Here is a 15,673-nt window from a genome sequence, read left to right as displayed (position 1 = left end):
CGAGCACGTCCATACAATCTGCAGGGCAGCCCGGCCCCTAAGCTGGTGACTTTTCGATCACGCTGAAAAGTGCTGGAGAATGGGCATGTGCAAGAAAGTCACGACGATATCCCTGGCCTTGACGCTGCTGGGCGCGCAGATGATGGGCAGCGCGTGGGCGGCAACACCGAATGTGGCCGTGGCGCCGCAGTACGACACCAGTCACGTCTACGTCGCCCCGGCCGATGTGGACCGCTTTGCCCAGAGTTTTCTCGCCACCTTCGGCGGAAAAAGCACGCTTCAGGTGGTGGTGAATGTACTGCCGGTGCCCAGCAGCAGCACCTCGCAACTGCTGCAGACGCCGGCGGGCACGGTGTCGCTGTTCGGCTTCACCACACCCGTCCCGCACCCGTTCGGCCAGGAGCGCAACGGCTACCTGGTCAAGGACATGGACGCGGCGCTCAAGGCGGCCCGCGCCAACGGAGCGGCGGTGATCGTGAGTGATTTTCCTGACCCCATCGGCCGTGATGCCGTGATCCAGTGGCCGGGCGGCGTCAACATGCAGCTCTACTGGCACACCAAGACCCCGGATTACGCGGCGTTCCAGACCGTGCCGGAAAACCGGGTGTACGTCTCCAGCGATCGCGCCGACGCCTTCATCAAGTCCTTCGTCGGGTTTTCCCACGGCAAGGTCCTGGCCGATGACAAGCATGCCCCAGGGGTCGATATCGGCCAGGCCAGTGGCAGCTACCGCCGCGTGGACATCGAGTCGCCGTTCGGGCGCATGGCCGTTTTGGTCACCAACGGCCAACTGCCCTACCCCTTCGGCCATGAAACCACCGGCTATCAAGTGGCCGACCTGACCGACACCCTGGGTAAAGCCACTGGCTCCGGTGCCCGGGTGCTGGTCCCGGCGTTTGACACCAAGGGCCGGCGCAGCGCGCTGGTGGAATTCCCGGGCGGTTACGTCGCGGAGATTCACCAGTTCAGCGGGGCAAGATGATCCGCCGCACAGGCTGGGGCCTCGCGGTGCTGTGGCCGCTGCTGGCTGGCGGCGTCCACGCTGACGACCAACCGACGCGCCCGGCGATCAAGGCCAACCGCTGGCAGGAAGACTGGTCGATGCTCAAGGACCCGGCGCTGCGTACGCAGCCGCTGGACAACCTCAAGTACATCCCGCTGTCCGCTGCCAACCCGTTCACCTACCTGTCCCTGGGCGCGACCTTGCGTGAGCGCTTCGAGATGAACGACGCCAGCGGTTTCGGTGTGAAAAACGTAGCCCGCGACCGGTACCTGATCCAGCGGTTCCAGGTGCATGCCGACCTGCACCTGAATGAAAACTGGCGCGTGTTCACCCAGTTGGAAGATGCCCGGGCCTATGACAAAACCTCAATCGGTGGCGCCGACCAGAACCGCGTCGACCTGCGCCTGGCCTTTGCCGAATACATCAACACCTTCAGTGCCGGCACGTTCAAGGGCCGTGTTGGCCGGCAGGACTTCGCCTTCGACTTGCAGCGTTTCATCTCGTCGCGGGACGGGCCGAATGTGCGCCAGTCCTTTGATGCCCTGTGGGCCGACTGGGAAACCCGTGACTGGCGTTTTATCGGGATCGCCAGCCACCCGGTGCAGTACCAGGACGAGCGGCACTTCGACGATAAATCCAACGCTGACATGCAGTTTCACATGCTGCGGGTGGAGCGGCTGGTGGGTGGCAAAAATGAGCTGTCGGCTTATTACGGGGTGTATGAACGCAGCGATGCCCACTATCTGGACGGCGACGGCGATGAGACTCGTCAGTTGTTCGACGCCCGGCTGGGGGGCGCGGCCCTGGGCTTCGATTGGGACATTGAAGCCATGCTGCAAGGTGGCTCGGTGGGCCACAAGGATATTCGCGCCTGGGGTGGCGGCAGCCGCGTGGGCTACACCTTCGACAGCCTGGCCTGGACACCGCGCCTGGGCCTGCAGATGGATATTGCCTCGGGCGACCGCCACGCCGGTGACGGCACGGTGGGTACGTTCAACCCGCTGTTCCCCAATGGCTACTACTTTTCCCTGGCGGGATATACGGGCTACAGCAACCTGATTCACGTCAAGCCGTCGATCACCGTCAAGCCTATCGCCAGGCTGAGCGTGCAGACCGCCGTCGGCCTGCTCTGGCGGCAAACCACCGCCGACGCGGTCTACACTCAGCCGAACCTCCCGGTTGCCGGCACCGCAGGCCAGGGTGAACGCTGGACCGGCGCCTACGCTCAAGTTCGCACCGATTACGTGTTCACCCCCAACCTCACCGGCGCCGTCGAGGCCGTGCACTACGCGGTCGGCCAGACGCTGCGGGATGCAGGCGGCCATGACAGCAATTACCTGGGGGTCGAACTCAAGTTCAGCTGGTAAACCCAACCAAGCACACCCGTACAAGCGCTGCAGGCGCCTGTTCGACAATAGTCAGCCTTTGCCTTCGTACTCACCCAAGGAGTTTCCATGAGCACATTCCTCACCAAAGACGGTACCGAAATCTACTTCAAGGACTGGGGCAGCGGTAAGCCCGTGCTGTTCAGCCACGGCTGGCCGCTGGACGCCGACATGTGGGAATACCAGATGGAATACCTGAGCAGCCGCGGCTACCGCACCATCGCCTTTGACCGACGTGGTTTTGGCCGCTCGGACCAGCCCTGGACCGGCAACGACTACGACACCTTCGCCGACGATATCGCCGAACTGATCAACCACCTGGACCTGCAGGACGTGACCCTGGTGGGCTTTTCCATGGGCGGTGGTGATGTCGCCCGCTACATCGCGCGCCATGGCAGCGCGCGCGTGGCCGGGCTGGTGTTGCTGGGGGCGGTGACGCCGCTGTTCGGCCAGAAAACCGACTACCCGCAAGGCGTTCCCACCGAGGTGTTTGACGGCATCAAGGCTGGCCTGCTGAAGGACCGCGCGCAATTCATTTCCGACTTCAACACGCCGTTCTTCGGCATCAACAAGGGCCAGAAAGTCTCCGACGGCGTACTGACTCAGACCTTGCAGATCGCCCTGCTCGCCTCGCTCAAGTCCACCGTGGATTGCGTTACTGCGTTCTCGGAAACCGACTTTCGCCCGGACATGGCCAAAATCGACGTACCGACCCTGGTCATCCACGGTGACGGCGACCAGATCGTGCCGTTCGAAACCACCGGCAAGGTGGCTGCCGAGATGATCAAGAACGCTGAATTGAAGGTGTACAAGGATGCGCCACACGGCTTCGCGGTCACCCACGCCGAAGCCTTGAACGCAGACCTGCTGGCGTTCCTGAAGCGCTGAACCGATTGCATCACCTCCTTTTGGCCGGGCTTGCCCGGCCTTTTTTATTCAGGCCTGGCGCAGCACTCCGTCCCACTGCTGGTTGAGCGCCCATTTCCCGGGCCCGGCAATCAGGATGCTGGTGAAAATGATCAACAGCAGCCAGCCAAACTGCCCTTCGAGCAGCGTCCACTGCGGATGCACCACCAGCATCGCGATCAGCAGCACGCTCAAGATAGGCAAGCAGGCCAGGCGCACCAGCACCCCGGCGATGATCAACAGCGGGCACAGTACTTCGGCGAAAATCGCCAGCAGCAGTGTCACGCTCGCCCCCAGGTGGAAGGGATCTTCGATCACCTTCAACTGTTCGCCATAGTCCAGCAGCTTGGGCAGGCCATGGACCCACAGCAGGAACAATCCCCCGCTGACCCGCAAAAACAGCAGCCCGAAATCCCGTGCCCGTTCATCCCGTTGTGATGCGTTCATATGCAACCTGTCCCCGTGACGTCCACCGGCCTTTTTACGCCGGAACCGGAGCCGATTGTGCGGCGACGCACGCCTCGGAAATTGCAGCGATGTGCTGACCTGGCAGCTCACTCGCCCGTGCCGGCAAACCCCGCGACGATCTCGTCGATGACCACCCGCACCCGCGCGGTATGCCGCAAGTCGGCATGGGTCACCAGCCACACATCGTAGGGCAATGGCCGCGTACGCTCCGGCCACAGGCGTACGAGCCCGTCCCTCTCACCGGAAATCAGCGGGATTTCACCGATGCCCAGGCCCGCAGCGATGGAGCGGCGCACCAGCAGGCTGGAACTCAAGGCCGCGACGATGCGCCCGCGCCCCAGCGGCTCAGACACCAGGGTCAGGTCTTTCTGGCTTTGCAGGTGCGGTTGGTACACCACCAGGTCGTGTCCTTCGAACAGGCTGCCCGGCTCCGGTGCGCCGTAGCGGTCGATATACGCCTGCGAGGCAAACAGCCCCACCGGCCAGCGGGCGATACGCCGGGCGATCAGGTCGGGATTGTCCGGGCGGGTGTTGCGCACGGCGATGTCGGCTTCGCGTTTGGCCAGGTTAAGGAACTGGGTCGAAGCGTCCATCTGCACGCGCACGTCGGGGTGCGCGTCGTGCAGCCGGGCGATGGCCGGGATCAGGAAGTCGATGGCCAGGGAGTCGGTGGTGGTCACCCGCACCGTGCCGGTCAGGCGGTCGTCCAGGCCCTGGACCTGACGCTCCAGGTCGAGGGCCGAGCGCTCCATTCTCTCCACCGATTGCAAGGCGGCTTCACCCACCGCTGTGAGTGCATAGCCTTCGGAGGTGCGCAGGAACAACGTCGCGTTCAGGGACTTTTCCAAGGCATTGACCCGGCGGCCCACAGTGGCCTGGTCCACCCCCAGCACCCGCGCGGCACCGCGCAATGTGGATTCGCGGCACACCGCGAGGAACACCCGCGCATCGTCCCAGTTCATGGCTTCCCCTTGCGATGCATTTTTGCATCATCGTGACGTGTAATCGCAGCATTATTGCATCACTTATCACGGCTATGCTGGGCACCAGAGAAAATCTTCAGGACCGCCAGCCTGCTGAACTGCCCGACACTGGGCGCGGTCCCAACCCATACGTTCATTGCTACAGGTGCGCTCAAATGAATCTGCCCCACGAAATGACCCTGATCGAAATCACCAGCCCCGGCGGCCCCGAGGTCCTGAAACCCCGCCAGGAGCCCATGCCGGTAGCCGGCCCCGGCGAAGTGCTGATCCGCGTGCACGCCGCCGGGGTCAATCGCCCTGACGCCCTGCAACGCGCCGGCACCTACCCGATGAAGCCCGGCATGAGCCCGTTCCCCGGGCTGGAAGTGGCCGGCGTGGTGGTCGCGCTTGGGGAAGGCGTCAGCGAGTACGCGCTGGGCGACAAGGTGTGCGCCCTGACCAATGGCGGCGGTTATGCGCAGTACTGCGTGGTGCCCGCCAGCCAGGCCTTGCCGGTTCCCGACGGCATGGAGTGGATTCAGGCGGCGGCGATTCCGGAAACCTTCTTCACCGTGTGGGCCAATCTGTTTGGCATCGGTGGCGCGCAGAAAGGCCAGAGGGTACTGATCCATGGCGGCACCAGCGGCATCGGCACCACCGCGCTGATGCTCTGCCGCGAGCTGGGTATCGAAGCGTTCGCCACCGCCGGCAGCGCAGAAAAATGTGCGGTCATCCGCGAACTGGGGGCCGAACCGATCAACTACCGGGAACAGGATTTCGCCGAGGTCATCGCTGAAAAAACCGCGGGCCAGGGCGTTAACGTGATCCTCGACATCATGGGTGGCTCCTACTTGAACAACAACATCAGCGCTCTGGCCATGGAAGGTCGGCTGGTGATGCTGGGTTTCCTGGGCGGTGCCCGTGCCAAGGACATCGACCTGCTGGCGATCCTCGGCAAACGCGCAATCGTCACCGGCTCGTTGCTGCGTTCACGCACCCGGGAAGAAAAAGCTGCGATTGCCGCGCAACTGCGCAAGCATGTGTGGCCGGTGCTGTCCGCCGGGCGTTGCCTGCCGATGATCGACAAGGTGTACGCCTACACCGACGCCGCGCAAGCCCATGCCCGCATGGAGGGTGGCGACCACATCGGCAAGATTGTGTTGCGGGTGGACTGAAAAAACACTGCGTATCAGGCCTGGTTTTTCACCAGGGCCTGATAGGTTTGCGCCTCGGCGAACAACCACTCGCAGAACTCCCGCTGCTTGTTCGCCGAACGCTCCCGTGGTGGCCACACCAGCCAATACGGGTAAGGGTACGGCGCGGTGATCTCACTCAACTGCACCAACTCTCCCCGCCCGATGGCGTCCTGCACCAGGCTGCGCCGATCCAGCGCGATGCCCTGCCCCAGCCGCACCGCCTCCAGCACCAGGTTTGAATCGTTGCTGCACAGGCCCTGACGCTCAACCATCACGTCCACACCGGCCGCCTGGCACCAGGGCAACCAGGATTCGGTGCTGTGAATAATCCGGCTCTGGATGATCTGCGCTGGCGTGCGCGGCAGTTTCCCGCCATTGAAGTGTGGCGCCGCGACCACAACCAACTCGTCATGAAACAGCAACTTCTGCTCCACGCCGTCCCACTCGCCCTTGCCCATGCGAATGCCGATATCCACTGACTCCTGATGCAGGTTGGAAACCGTCAGGCTGGCTTGCAGGCGGATGTTGACGTCGGGGTAGCGCTGCTGAAACGCCGGCAGCCTGGGGATCAACCAGGCGCGGGCAAACGAGGGGATGACCGCGACCACCAACTCGCCCATTTTCGGCTGGGCCTGGATCGTCCGGGTGGCATGCTCGATGTCCGCGAGTGCCTGGCGAATCTGCAGTGCATACAGGCGACCATCTTCGCTGACACGCAGCCCGCGACCTTCACGCACAAACAGGGTGAGGCCGACCAGTTCCTCCAGCGCCTTGATCTGCTGGCTGATCGCCGAATGGGTGACGTGCAATTCCTTGGCCGCCAGGGTCACGCTGCCCAGCCGGGAGGTGGCTTCGAAACTGCGCAATGCGGTCAAGGGAGGGAAAGCATTCATGTAAGCCTGGCTAACCTTTCATGATAAAAAAGATCGATATTACAGGGGTTGATCCCCCGATAAAGTAATCTGAATTTAACACTGCGGTAAATGGAGGCTTCATGAAACTGGTCGGCATGCTGGACTCGCCCTACGTACGCCGCGTAGCCATTTCCCTGGAACTGTACGGTGTCGCGTTTGAACACCAGGCACTCTCGGTGTTCAGCACCTTCGATGATTTCTCCAGGATCAACCCGGTGGTCAAGGCCCCGACCCTGGTGCTCGACGACGGCACGGTGTTGATGGACTCCGGCCTGATCCTCGAGTATCTGGAAGCGCTGGCGCCGGGCGGCGACAAGCTGATGCCCCGGCAAGCAGCGGCGCTTGCCAAGGACCTGCAAGTGATCGGCCTGGCGCTGGCCGCGTGCGAAAAGACCGTGCAGATCGTCTACGAACATCACCTGCGGCCCGCCGAAAAACTTCATCAGCCATGGATCGACCGCGTGACCGGGCAACTGCTGGCGGCGTATTCGTTATTGGAGGCGTTGGTGGCGGAGCGCGACAGCGACGCGCCGCTGACCCAGGCGAGCCTGACAGCGGCGGTCGCCTGGTCCTTCACCCAGCTCAAGATTGCCGACGTGATCAAGGCGGATGCCTTCCCCCACTTGCAACGCCACGCGGCACGCGCAGAACAGCATCCGGCCTTCAGCAAATTCCCGGTCGAGTAGTCGGGCTTACCCGGCGTACACCGGGTAATCAGTGAAGCCCACCTCGGTGCCGCCATACAGGCCGGCAGCGTTCAACGGGTTCAGCGGCCAACCGTTGAGAATGCGCTGGGGCAAGTCGGGGTTGGCAATGTACGGTCGACCAAATGCAATCAGGTCTGCCAGCCCCGCCTCTACCAGTCGCACGCCGCGCTCTGCGGTGTAGCGGCCGGCGTAGATGATGCGACCGCTGAAGGTGTCGCGCACCGCCCGGCGGAACGACTCGGGCAGCTCGGGGGCGTTGTCCCAGTCGGCCTCGGCAATCGACACATAAGCAATGCCGGCCGCTTCGAGTACCTTGATCGCCTCGATGTAGGTGTGATGCGGGTCTTCTTCCACCAGGCCGATGTAAACCCGGTCCTGATCGGTGCCGCTGAACAACGGCGCAAAGCGCACACCCAGGCGTTCCGGGCCGACCACGTCGGCCACCGCCTCGACGATTTCCCGCAGGAAGCGCAGGCGATTGTGCAGCGAGCCACCGTACTCGTCCTCGCGCTGGTTGGAATGCGCCGAGATGAACTGGTTGACCAGGTAGCCGTTGGCCGAGTGAATCTCTACACCGTCAAACCCGGCGGCCAGTGCGTTTTTTGCAGCCTGGGCGTAAAGCCCGACCAGGTCCTTGACCTCTGCGGTAGTCAAGGCGCGAGGCTCTGGCGGCTGCACCAGCTCCCCCGTGCCCGGCCCGGTTGCCACGAATGCCTTCGCCTGCTGCGGCTGGATTGCCGACGGCGCGACGGGTGCTGCACCGTCGGGTTGCAGGTCGTAATGGGACACGCGGCCCACATGCCAAAGCTGGGCGAAGATCACGCCGCCGTCGGCATGCACCGCATCGGTCACCGTGCGCCAGCCGTCGATCTGCGCCGGGGTGTAGATGCCCGGGGTCCAGGCATAACCCTGGCCGCGGGGCTCGATCTGCGTACCCTCGCTGACCATGAAGCCGGCCGTGGCACGCTGGCGGTAATAAACGGCCATCAAGTCCGTGGCAATGTCGCCGGGCTGGGCGCTTCGCTGGCGCGTGAGCGGCGGCAGGACGATGCGGTTTTTCAGGGTGTGGTGCCCCAGTTTGATCGGGGTGCCTAAAGCGCTGTTGCTCATGAGTGGGTTCCAGAGTCGAATTTCGGGCGTGCAGAAGCTGCCGGCTCCCCGTCAGGGGAGCCGCCAACCACTTGCTTTTTTTCGGGGGTTTCTGCGGGTTACGCGGTGAGCTTCAACAGCGCCTTGGCAACGTCGCTGGAACTGGCAGGATTCTGCCCGGTGACCAGCAGCCCATCTTCAATCACAAAGGACTGCCAGTCGGCGCCTTTCTCATACTTGCCGCCCAGTGCCTTGAAATCATCTTCGATCAGGAACGGCACCACGTCAGTCAGGCCAACCGCCGCTTCTTCAGAGTTGGAGAAGCCGGTGACACGACGGCCCTTGACCAGCGGCTCACCATTGACCGCCTTGACGTGACGCAAGGCGCCCGGGGCGTGGCACACAAAGCCGATCGGCTTGCCGGCACGCTCAAAGGCTTCGATCAGGGCGATGGAGGTTTTCGACTCAGCCAGGTCCCACAGCGGGCCGTGGCCGCCTGGGTAGAACACGGTGTCGAAGTCGCCGGCGTTGACCGAGTCCAGCTTCAGCGTGGTAGCCAGGGCCTGCTGTGCCGCCGGGTCGGAGGCAAAGCGGCGGGTCTGGTCGGTCTGCGAGTCCGGCAGGTCGCTGACCGGGTCGAGCGGCGGCTGACCACCGGCCGGCGAGGCCAGGGTCACGTCGGCCCCGGCGTCCTTGAACGCGTAGTAGGGAGCAGCAAATTCTTCGAGCCAGAACCCGGTCTTGCGGCCGGTGTTGCCAAGCTGGTCGTGAGAAGTCAAAACCATCAATACTTTCATGTGCCAGTGCCTCGGGGTGATGTGGGTTGGAATGGAAGCAAGCTTAGGAGCCGGGCCAGAACCGCACAATGTCATGTCCGCAAGGATTCCGGACATTGCACCATGCCGGTTGCCGTTTACCCGGCACACGCCGACAATCACTGCTCCGCGCCCCCTGGAGAGATGAGATGCACAGCATTGCGCTGATGGTTTACCCGAACTTCCAATCCTTGAGCCTTAGCCTGGGCTCGGTGTTCGAGTGCGCGAATCTGCTGCGTGGCGAGCAGGCGTATGAGTTCCACCTGGTATCGGAGAGTGGCGGCCCGATCATGACGTCCCAGGGTTTTTCGGTGAACAGCACGCTGATAAGGCCTGAGGGCTATGACACATTGATCGTCAGCGGTTACCTGGAGTTCCAACTGCCTGACGCCAACCTGTTGAAGCTGGTGCAGGCGGCCTCGAAGCAGTCGCGGCGGATTGCTTCGCTGTGCATGGGCATCTTCGTACTGGCCGAGGCCGGGTTGCTTGAGGGCAAGCGCGCCACCACTCACTGGCTGCACGCACCGGCCTTTGCCAAGCGCTACCCGCAGATTCGCCTGGAGGAAGACAAACTGTTCGTTGTCGACGGCCAGATCTGGACCGGCGCCGGCATGAGCGCCGGGGTGGACCTGGCGTTGGCCATGGTAGAGAACGACCTGGGCAGCGACCTCGCCCGGCGCATCGCGCGCAAGCTGGTGATTGCCCAGCGGCGCGGCAGCGAGCAGTCGCAACTGTCGGCGTTGCTGGAGCTGGACCCCAAATCCGACCGCGTGCAGCTGGCCCTGGCCTACGCCCGGGAGAACCTGACCCACGACCTTTCCGTCGAAGCGCTGGCGGCGGTCGCCCGGCTCAGCCCGCGCCAGTTCAGCCGGGTGTTTCGCGAGGAAACCGGGCAAACCCCGGCCAAGGCCATCGAGTCCCTGCGGGTGGAAGCGGCCCGGGCGATGATGGAGACCAGCAGGCATCCGGTGGAAGTGGTCGCCCGCGAGACCGGGTTCGGTGATCGCGAGCGCATGCGCCAGGCATTCCTGCGGGCGTTCGGGCAGCCGCCGCAGGTGATGCAGGCGGCGCTGTTCAGTGCCGGGGCTGGCGCAGCATTCAACTGATGGGTTAGTGCAGGGCCGCCCGAGTCACCAGGAAACTCAGCAGGTTCGGCTCATCATCCAGCTCGATGGCCTGCACCGGGCGCGGCAGGTTATCCAGCACCGAGCGCCAGAACGCCTGACTCACTTCATCCTGGTCATAGAACCGCACCAGCCAATTCGCCTCGCCGCTGCTCAACACCTGGGTGGCGATGGCGCGGCCAATGCCTTTGCGGCGGTAGCGTTTCAAGATGAACAGGTCGGCCAGCTCCAGGGCGTCGATCCCCGGCAGTTCGCTGCCCTCGATCAGCAGGAAGCCGGCGATAAAACCGTCGACCAACAACAGGTTGGCGCTCCACCGTGGGTCTTCCCAGTAGCGGGCCAGGTGTTCCTCATGAATGTAGAAGCGCCCGTCCACCTCGACGTCTTCCTGTTCCCAGTCCGAGGACTCGTAGGCGTAGAACTGGTAAAGGTTGGCGATCAACGCGGCATGTTCCGGGCCGGTCTCGATCAATTCGACGGTGGTATCGGGGATTGCAGGCATGGGCATCTCGGCACAAAAACAGGGCGTCATTGTCAACAAAAGCCGCCGACAATGCCAATCCATCCGCCAAGCTTTCTGCTTGCTGAATCAATTGCGCTTTTCTCTTGTCAACGACAAAATCATTACAAAGTTAGACTAAACTCCGCAGCACTTCCTTCCCCTTGTTTTCAGGATCAGTACTTTGACAAACGTCTGCACCAGCGGCCTCGATGTCGGCTTTGCGTCCCTGGATTACCTGCAAATCGGCATCCTGGGCATCATTCAAGGCATCACAGAATTGTTGCCTGTGTCTTCCACCGCCCACATGCGCATCGTGCCCGCCCTGCTCGGCTGGCCGGATCCGGGCTCGGCGTTTTCCGCCGCCATGCAATTGGCTGCATTGGCCGCAGTGGTCAGTTACTTCTGGAAGGATGTGCGCCAGGTCACGGTGGGCAGCATCAACGCGGTGCGCCAGGGTGACTACAACAACCAATGGTTCAAGTTGGCGGTGGCCATTGTGCTGGCGACGATTCCGATTGGTATCGCCGGGATTGCCTTGTCGTCGACGCTCAACTCCTGCAACTCGCCGTTGCGTGGCTTGATGGTGATCGGGATTTCCTGCCTGGTGATGGCGGTGCTGCTGGCGGCAGCGGAGCTAAGCGCGAGGCATAAGCGCACGGTGGGGGAAATGCGCCTGCGGGATGCATTGATTGTCGGCATTGCGCAGATCGGCGCGCTGATTCCAGGGGTTTCCCGCTCGGGCTCGACCCTGACTGCCGCCCTGTTCCTCAACTTCAAGCGTGAAGAAGCGGCGCGGTTTTCGTTCCTGCTGGGCTTGCCGGCGATCGCCCTGGCGGGCTTGAAGGAGCTGTGGGTGTTGTTCCACGCCGAGCTGCCGGCCCACGCCTGGCCGCATCTGATCTTTGGCCTGGTGGTTGCCAGCGTCTCGGCGTTCTTCGCAATCTGGGGCCTGATGAAGTTCCTGGAGCGGTTCTCCACCTGGCCGTTTGTGATTTACCGCGCAGTGCTGGGGGTATTCCTGATTGTGGCGGTGAGCACCGGATTCCTGTAGGAGCGAGCTTGCTCGCGATGGTCGTTAACGATGACGCGCCAAGCTTGAATAAACGCGGTGCCTGGAAGTTTTTCGCGAGCAAGCTCGCTCCTACAGTTAAGGCGCGCGGTCGGCCAGTTCTTCGAGCAAATCCGCTGACGGTATGAAGAACAGGCCGCCGGTGACCGCCGTGCTGAAGTCCAGCAGGCGGTCATAGTTACCGGCCGGTCGACCGACAAACATATTCTCCAGCATCAATTCCAAAGGCTCCGGCGACCGCGCGTAGCCGATGAAATACGTACCAAACTCCCCCGCACCCGGTCGGCCGAAGGGCATGTTGTCCCGCAGGATCTTCACTTCCTCGCCGTCCTTGGTGATGGTGGTCAGCGCGCTGTGGGAATTGCTCGGCTTGGTCGCATCGTCGAGCTCGATGTCCGACAATTTGGTGCGCCCGATCACCCGTTCCTGCGCCTCCACCGACAATTCATTCCAGGCCTTCATGTTGTGCAGGTACTTCTGCACCATTACATAGCTGCCGCCGCTGAAATTTGGGTCCTCATCCCCGACGATGGTGAAACCCACCGCCTTGCGCCCTACCGGGTTCTCGGTGCCGTCGACAAAGCCGATGATGCTGCGCATGTCGAAGTAACGGAAACCCTGGACCTCATCCACCACCGTCACCGCGTCCCCCAGCGCCGCCATCAACTGGGTGGCCAACTCAAAACACAGGTCCATCTGCTCGGCACGAATGTGCAGCAGGATATCCCCCGGCGTGGCCGGCGCCAGGCGCCCTGCCACGCCCGCTTCCTTGAACGGATGCAACGCTGCCGGACGCGGGCCGCCAAACAGTGCGTCCCACGCCTTTGAGCCAAAACCTGCAACACACGTCAGGTTGCCGGCCGGCACACGCTTGCCGACCGAGCGCACCAGACCTGCAATATCGGCGCACCAACTGCGTACTGCCTCGGCTGAATCGCTGCCGGGAGCCAGGGTGGCAACCATGAAAATGGCGCTGCTGGTGATCGGGCTGCAGACGGATTGGGGTTCGAGGTTCTGATCGGTTGGCGTTGTCATTGGAAGGTCCACGGGTGGCGGTCGGGATTTCAACGACGGCAGATTAGCAGACAGAAGACGGACGGTCGCGGCTCAGCGCTTAGAGATCGGTCCCGTTTGCCGGGCTACAGCGCCCGGCATTCAATCCTAAGCAATTGAGGGCCTTGCTCGTGGCATTCAATAACCACCGGCAAAAACCGCTGGACCACCGCCATGTTGCTCTGCAAGTGCTCGGTCATCCGCAGCGTGGTGAAACTGCCGCCGCCGGCAAGTGCCATCGGCAGCAATAGCTGGTCGGCCAGATGCTCGGCGACGACCGCTTCACTGGCAAGCCACTCGAGCGCCTGCTCGATAGCCTGGTCGGCTACCGCCTCTGCTCGCAATCGCGCCTGGCCAAAGGCACTGAACACTTCGGTGACATGCGCATGAGCATATTCCAACAACAGGACATTGCCCGGCCCATGCTCCGGATCAAGATTCACCGCGCGCAACTGCTCCGGGCTGATGGACAACCGCTGACGAACACGTTCCAGCTCGCGCTCGGCGACGTGAACGGGCAGCCCGGCACTCAACGTGGTGGCACAGGCGCCCTTCAATTCACCCCGATCAGTGAGGTGCAATGGCATCAATGTGCTTGGATGTATAAATGCCACAAGCTCACCACCGCCAGCCGGTACAAAGCCATGACGTGCCAGCGTCAGCTCGACCCGGGCGCCCATCCGCCGCAGTTGCGGCAACCAGGCACGCTCAAGGAAATCCACCGGAGGCGCCATCGGGTTGTGGGTGCCGCCGCAAATGCTGACACGGCTGGGCTGCAGAGCCAGCAGCAATGCCGGCAGCAACGTTTGCAATACCAGGGTGCAACTACCGGCCGTGCCGATAGAGAACGTATAGTCCCCACCCTGGATCCGCCCCGGCTCGAACAGCAACGCCTGGGAACCCAGTTCAGCACCTTCAACCCGCGCGCCACACACCTCGGCGGCGGCCAGCACTGCCGTCAAGTGCTGACGCAACAGCCCTGGCCGACTGCGCCTGGCGCGAATATTTTTAATCCGCAGCGTACGCCCGGTCACCATCGACAGGCTCAGGCCGCTGCGCAACACTTGGCCGCCGCCCATCGCGCCGTCCAGTTCGATCACATCCTGGTTCATATCCATTCCTTATGCGTAGTGCTCCAACGTTTGTTTCAGTGCAGCCGTCTTGAAGTCCCAGGAGGCAGCAACTCACCGCCCTCTAATTGCTGGACCTGCATCAACAAGGCATCGCGTACTGCCTTGGGCGTTTGCGGATCGACCAGGGTGTATTGCTCATCACACCAGGCGCTCACCCTCTCCAGCCAGTAGGCCGAATCACTCGACGACAGCGCAAAACGCTCCAGCAAGTACTCAAGCTGCCTCCATAGCGGCTTGAGCCCTAGCAGTGCTCGCCGACGATCGTCCGGCAACGCATGCCACTGACTATCCAGGAGCGCCTCCACCGCGCCATCGATAACCGCCCACGACTGCTGGTTCAGGAGCGCCACTGCACATCTGAAGACCTTCGCCGAGGAGTCGTCTAGGGCCCGGAGTTGCAACGCCAGGCCGCGATCACCCAGCGCTTCAAGCACCAACTGCCGGACATGCGGCGATGGCGACATGAAAGCCGGCACTATCATCTCGTCAACCGAGACCTCGTTCAGGTCCTTGACCAGTCCGATCAATCCCAGCCATTCGCGGCGAGTCTGCGCAGGTTCTGCACTCAGCCGCGCCAACAGCACTTCACGACAATCCAGCCGCCAGCGAGGGGCTGCCCATCTTGCCAGCGAGCGCATAGCCGGCGATGCCTCCAGCAGTGCACTACGCAGGTATCCGCGCGGGTCCTGGACCAACGTCAGCAACCTGCGCAGCACCATGACCCGTACGCTGGCGGCAGAGTCGCTCATCGCCTTTTCGAGCAAAGGCAAGGCCTGAGGCGCCGGCAGACCAGCACTGGCATCAACGCCTCGCTGGCGAACCGACACATCGGCATGCTCCAGCGCCAACGCCACCAACTCCTGCGAGCCATCCTGCAGCAGCTCAAAGAGAAACCGTGCCGTCTTGCCACGGCTGCCAACAAAAGCGGCTTGCGCGGCCGGCCGCACCTGATGCGCTACCAGCAAACGGCGTACCTTGGCCAACGTCAGGTCGTGGTCAGCACGGCCCTTTCCCGCCAACGCCAGCACCGCGCCCAATACCTGCAACCACAACTCGGCACGCTCCTCTACAAGGAAGCGTTCAACCCCCAGCACCGCTTGCTCGCGAACCTGCGGCACCCAATCATTCAGGCGTTCCAGCAGTGCCTCCAGGGCTTGGTGCGAGGTGTGCCCAGCCAGCGCGCGAACCGCTATTTCCCGGACATACCCATTACCGAACCTGCTAAGGGTGAGCCAGGATTCATTTGCGCCCTGGATGGCCAGTACTTCCCGTACATACCTCTGAGCGTCATCAGCACGATTGAGATCCAATGCCCGATAACGCTCCAACGCTTGCATGCTGTTCATT

16 protein-coding genes and 1 pseudogene are annotated in these 15,673 nt (G+C 62.7%); 8 read left to right on the top strand and 9 right to left on the bottom strand.

Translation table 11 applies throughout. From position 1 onward, the window contains the following. The first annotated feature begins 85 nt into the window (after nucleotides 1-85). From HX875_RS17190 to HX875_RS17180, 3 genes are all read left to right on the top strand, one after another. Complete coding sequence (locus HX875_RS17190) at nucleotides 86-982, top strand: glyoxalase (protein ID WP_177044076.1); 897 nt, start codon at nucleotides 86-88, stop codon at nucleotides 980-982. Continuing rightward, nucleotides 979-2,370 carry an alginate export family protein gene (locus HX875_RS17185; protein WP_177044075.1) on the top strand — a complete coding sequence of 464 codons (1,392 nt, stop codon included), beginning with the start codon at nucleotides 979-981 and terminating at the stop codon, nucleotides 2,368-2,370. The genes HX875_RS17190 and HX875_RS17185 overlap by 4 nt, the downstream gene beginning before the upstream one ends. An 87-nt stretch (nucleotides 2,371-2,457) precedes the next feature. Then, nucleotides 2,458-3,276, top strand: coding sequence for an alpha/beta fold hydrolase (locus HX875_RS17180; RefSeq protein WP_177044074.1), 819 nt, complete (start codon nucleotides 2,458-2,460; stop codon nucleotides 3,274-3,276). Between the two features lie 48 nt (nucleotides 3,277-3,324). On the opposite strand, the gene HX875_RS17175 is transcribed toward HX875_RS17180, so the two are convergent. After that, on the bottom strand, nucleotides 3,325-3,741 hold the full coding sequence (locus HX875_RS17175; protein ID WP_177044073.1) for a DoxX family protein: 417 nt from the start codon (nucleotides 3,739-3,741) through the stop codon (nucleotides 3,325-3,327). A 107-nt stretch (nucleotides 3,742-3,848) separates the two neighbouring features. Beyond that, entirely contained in the window at nucleotides 3,849-4,724 is an 876-nt protein-coding gene (locus tag HX875_RS17170) for a LysR family transcriptional regulator (RefSeq protein WP_177044072.1), read from the bottom strand. Nucleotides 4,725-4,900: 176 nt separating this feature from the next. Here HX875_RS17170 and HX875_RS17165 point away from each other — a divergent pair, with 176 nt between their 5' ends. Further along, nucleotides 4,901-5,899 (top strand): NAD(P)H-quinone oxidoreductase, encoded by a 999-nt coding sequence (locus HX875_RS17165; RefSeq protein WP_177044071.1) that lies wholly within the window; start codon nucleotides 4,901-4,903, stop codon nucleotides 5,897-5,899. Nucleotides 5,900-5,913: 14 nt separating this feature from the next. On the opposite strand, the gene gcvA is transcribed toward HX875_RS17165, so the two are convergent. After that, complete coding sequence (gene gcvA, locus HX875_RS17160; protein ID WP_177044070.1) at nucleotides 5,914-6,813, bottom strand: transcriptional regulator GcvA; 900 nt, start codon at nucleotides 6,811-6,813, stop codon at nucleotides 5,914-5,916. A gap of 101 nt (nucleotides 6,814-6,914) precedes the next feature. Here gcvA and HX875_RS17155 point away from each other — a divergent pair, with 101 nt between their 5' ends. Further along, nucleotides 6,915-7,520 (top strand): glutathione S-transferase, encoded by a 606-nt coding sequence (locus HX875_RS17155; RefSeq protein WP_177044069.1) that lies wholly within the window; start codon nucleotides 6,915-6,917, stop codon nucleotides 7,518-7,520. A 6-nt stretch (nucleotides 7,521-7,526) separates the two neighbouring features. Here HX875_RS17155 and HX875_RS17150 read toward each other — a convergent pair whose 3' ends face one another. Both HX875_RS17150 and HX875_RS17145 read right to left on the bottom strand, forming a co-directional pair. Further along, on the bottom strand, nucleotides 7,527-8,651 hold the full coding sequence (locus HX875_RS17150) for an alkene reductase (RefSeq protein ID WP_177044068.1): 1,125 nt from the start codon (nucleotides 8,649-8,651) through the stop codon (nucleotides 7,527-7,529). Nucleotides 8,652-8,749: 98 nt separating this feature from the next. After that, entirely contained in the window at nucleotides 8,750-9,427 is a 678-nt protein-coding gene (locus tag HX875_RS17145) for a type 1 glutamine amidotransferase domain-containing protein (RefSeq protein WP_177044067.1), read from the bottom strand. 167 nt (nucleotides 9,428-9,594) lie between these two features. Here HX875_RS17145 and HX875_RS17140 point away from each other — a divergent pair, with 167 nt between their 5' ends. After that, entirely contained in the window at nucleotides 9,595-10,551 is a 957-nt protein-coding gene (locus HX875_RS17140; protein ID WP_177044066.1) for a GlxA family transcriptional regulator, read from the top strand. Nucleotides 10,552-10,555: 4 nt separating this feature from the next. On the opposite strand, the gene HX875_RS17135 is transcribed toward HX875_RS17140, so the two are convergent. After that, nucleotides 10,556-11,062, bottom strand: a complete 507-nt coding sequence (locus tag HX875_RS17135) for a GNAT family N-acetyltransferase (RefSeq protein WP_177044096.1) — start codon at nucleotides 11,060-11,062, stop codon at nucleotides 10,556-10,558. A gap of 190 nt (nucleotides 11,063-11,252) precedes the next feature. On the opposite strand from HX875_RS17135, the gene HX875_RS17130 reads away from it, so the two are divergent. Beyond that, nucleotides 11,253-12,122 carry an undecaprenyl-diphosphate phosphatase gene (locus HX875_RS17130; RefSeq protein WP_177044065.1) on the top strand — a complete coding sequence of 290 codons (870 nt, stop codon included), beginning with the start codon at nucleotides 11,253-11,255 and terminating at the stop codon, nucleotides 12,120-12,122. Nucleotides 12,123-12,139: 17 nt separating this feature from the next. After that, nucleotides 12,140-12,220 (top strand): annotated as a pseudogene (locus HX875_RS33170) (outer membrane lipoprotein carrier protein LolA); the annotation flags it as partial. Here the strand turns inward: HX875_RS33170 and HX875_RS17125 are convergent. From HX875_RS17125 to HX875_RS17115, 3 genes are all read right to left on the bottom strand, one after another. Then, nucleotides 12,219-13,175, bottom strand: a complete 957-nt coding sequence (locus tag HX875_RS17125; RefSeq protein WP_177044064.1) for a Dyp-type peroxidase — start codon at nucleotides 13,173-13,175, stop codon at nucleotides 12,219-12,221. The pseudogene HX875_RS33170 and the gene HX875_RS17125 overlap by 2 nt on opposite strands. Before the next feature lie 104 nt (nucleotides 13,176-13,279). Next, complete coding sequence (rtcA, locus tag HX875_RS17120; protein WP_177044063.1) at nucleotides 13,280-14,305, bottom strand: RNA 3'-terminal phosphate cyclase; 1,026 nt, start codon at nucleotides 14,303-14,305, stop codon at nucleotides 13,280-13,282. A gap of 35 nt (nucleotides 14,306-14,340) precedes the next feature. After that, nucleotides 14,341-15,672, bottom strand: a complete 1,332-nt coding sequence (locus tag HX875_RS17115) for a PBS lyase (RefSeq protein WP_177044062.1) — start codon at nucleotides 15,670-15,672, stop codon at nucleotides 14,341-14,343. Nucleotide 15,673 lies beyond the last annotated feature (1 nt).

This window comes from Pseudomonas yamanorum (genome assembly GCF_013386765.1).
Lineage (GTDB): Bacteria > Pseudomonadota > Gammaproteobacteria > Pseudomonadales > Pseudomonadaceae > Aquipseudomonas > Aquipseudomonas yamanorum_A.
The sequence above is the reverse complement of the archived record's forward strand: the minus strand, read 5'-3'. Positions and strand labels throughout refer to the sequence as shown.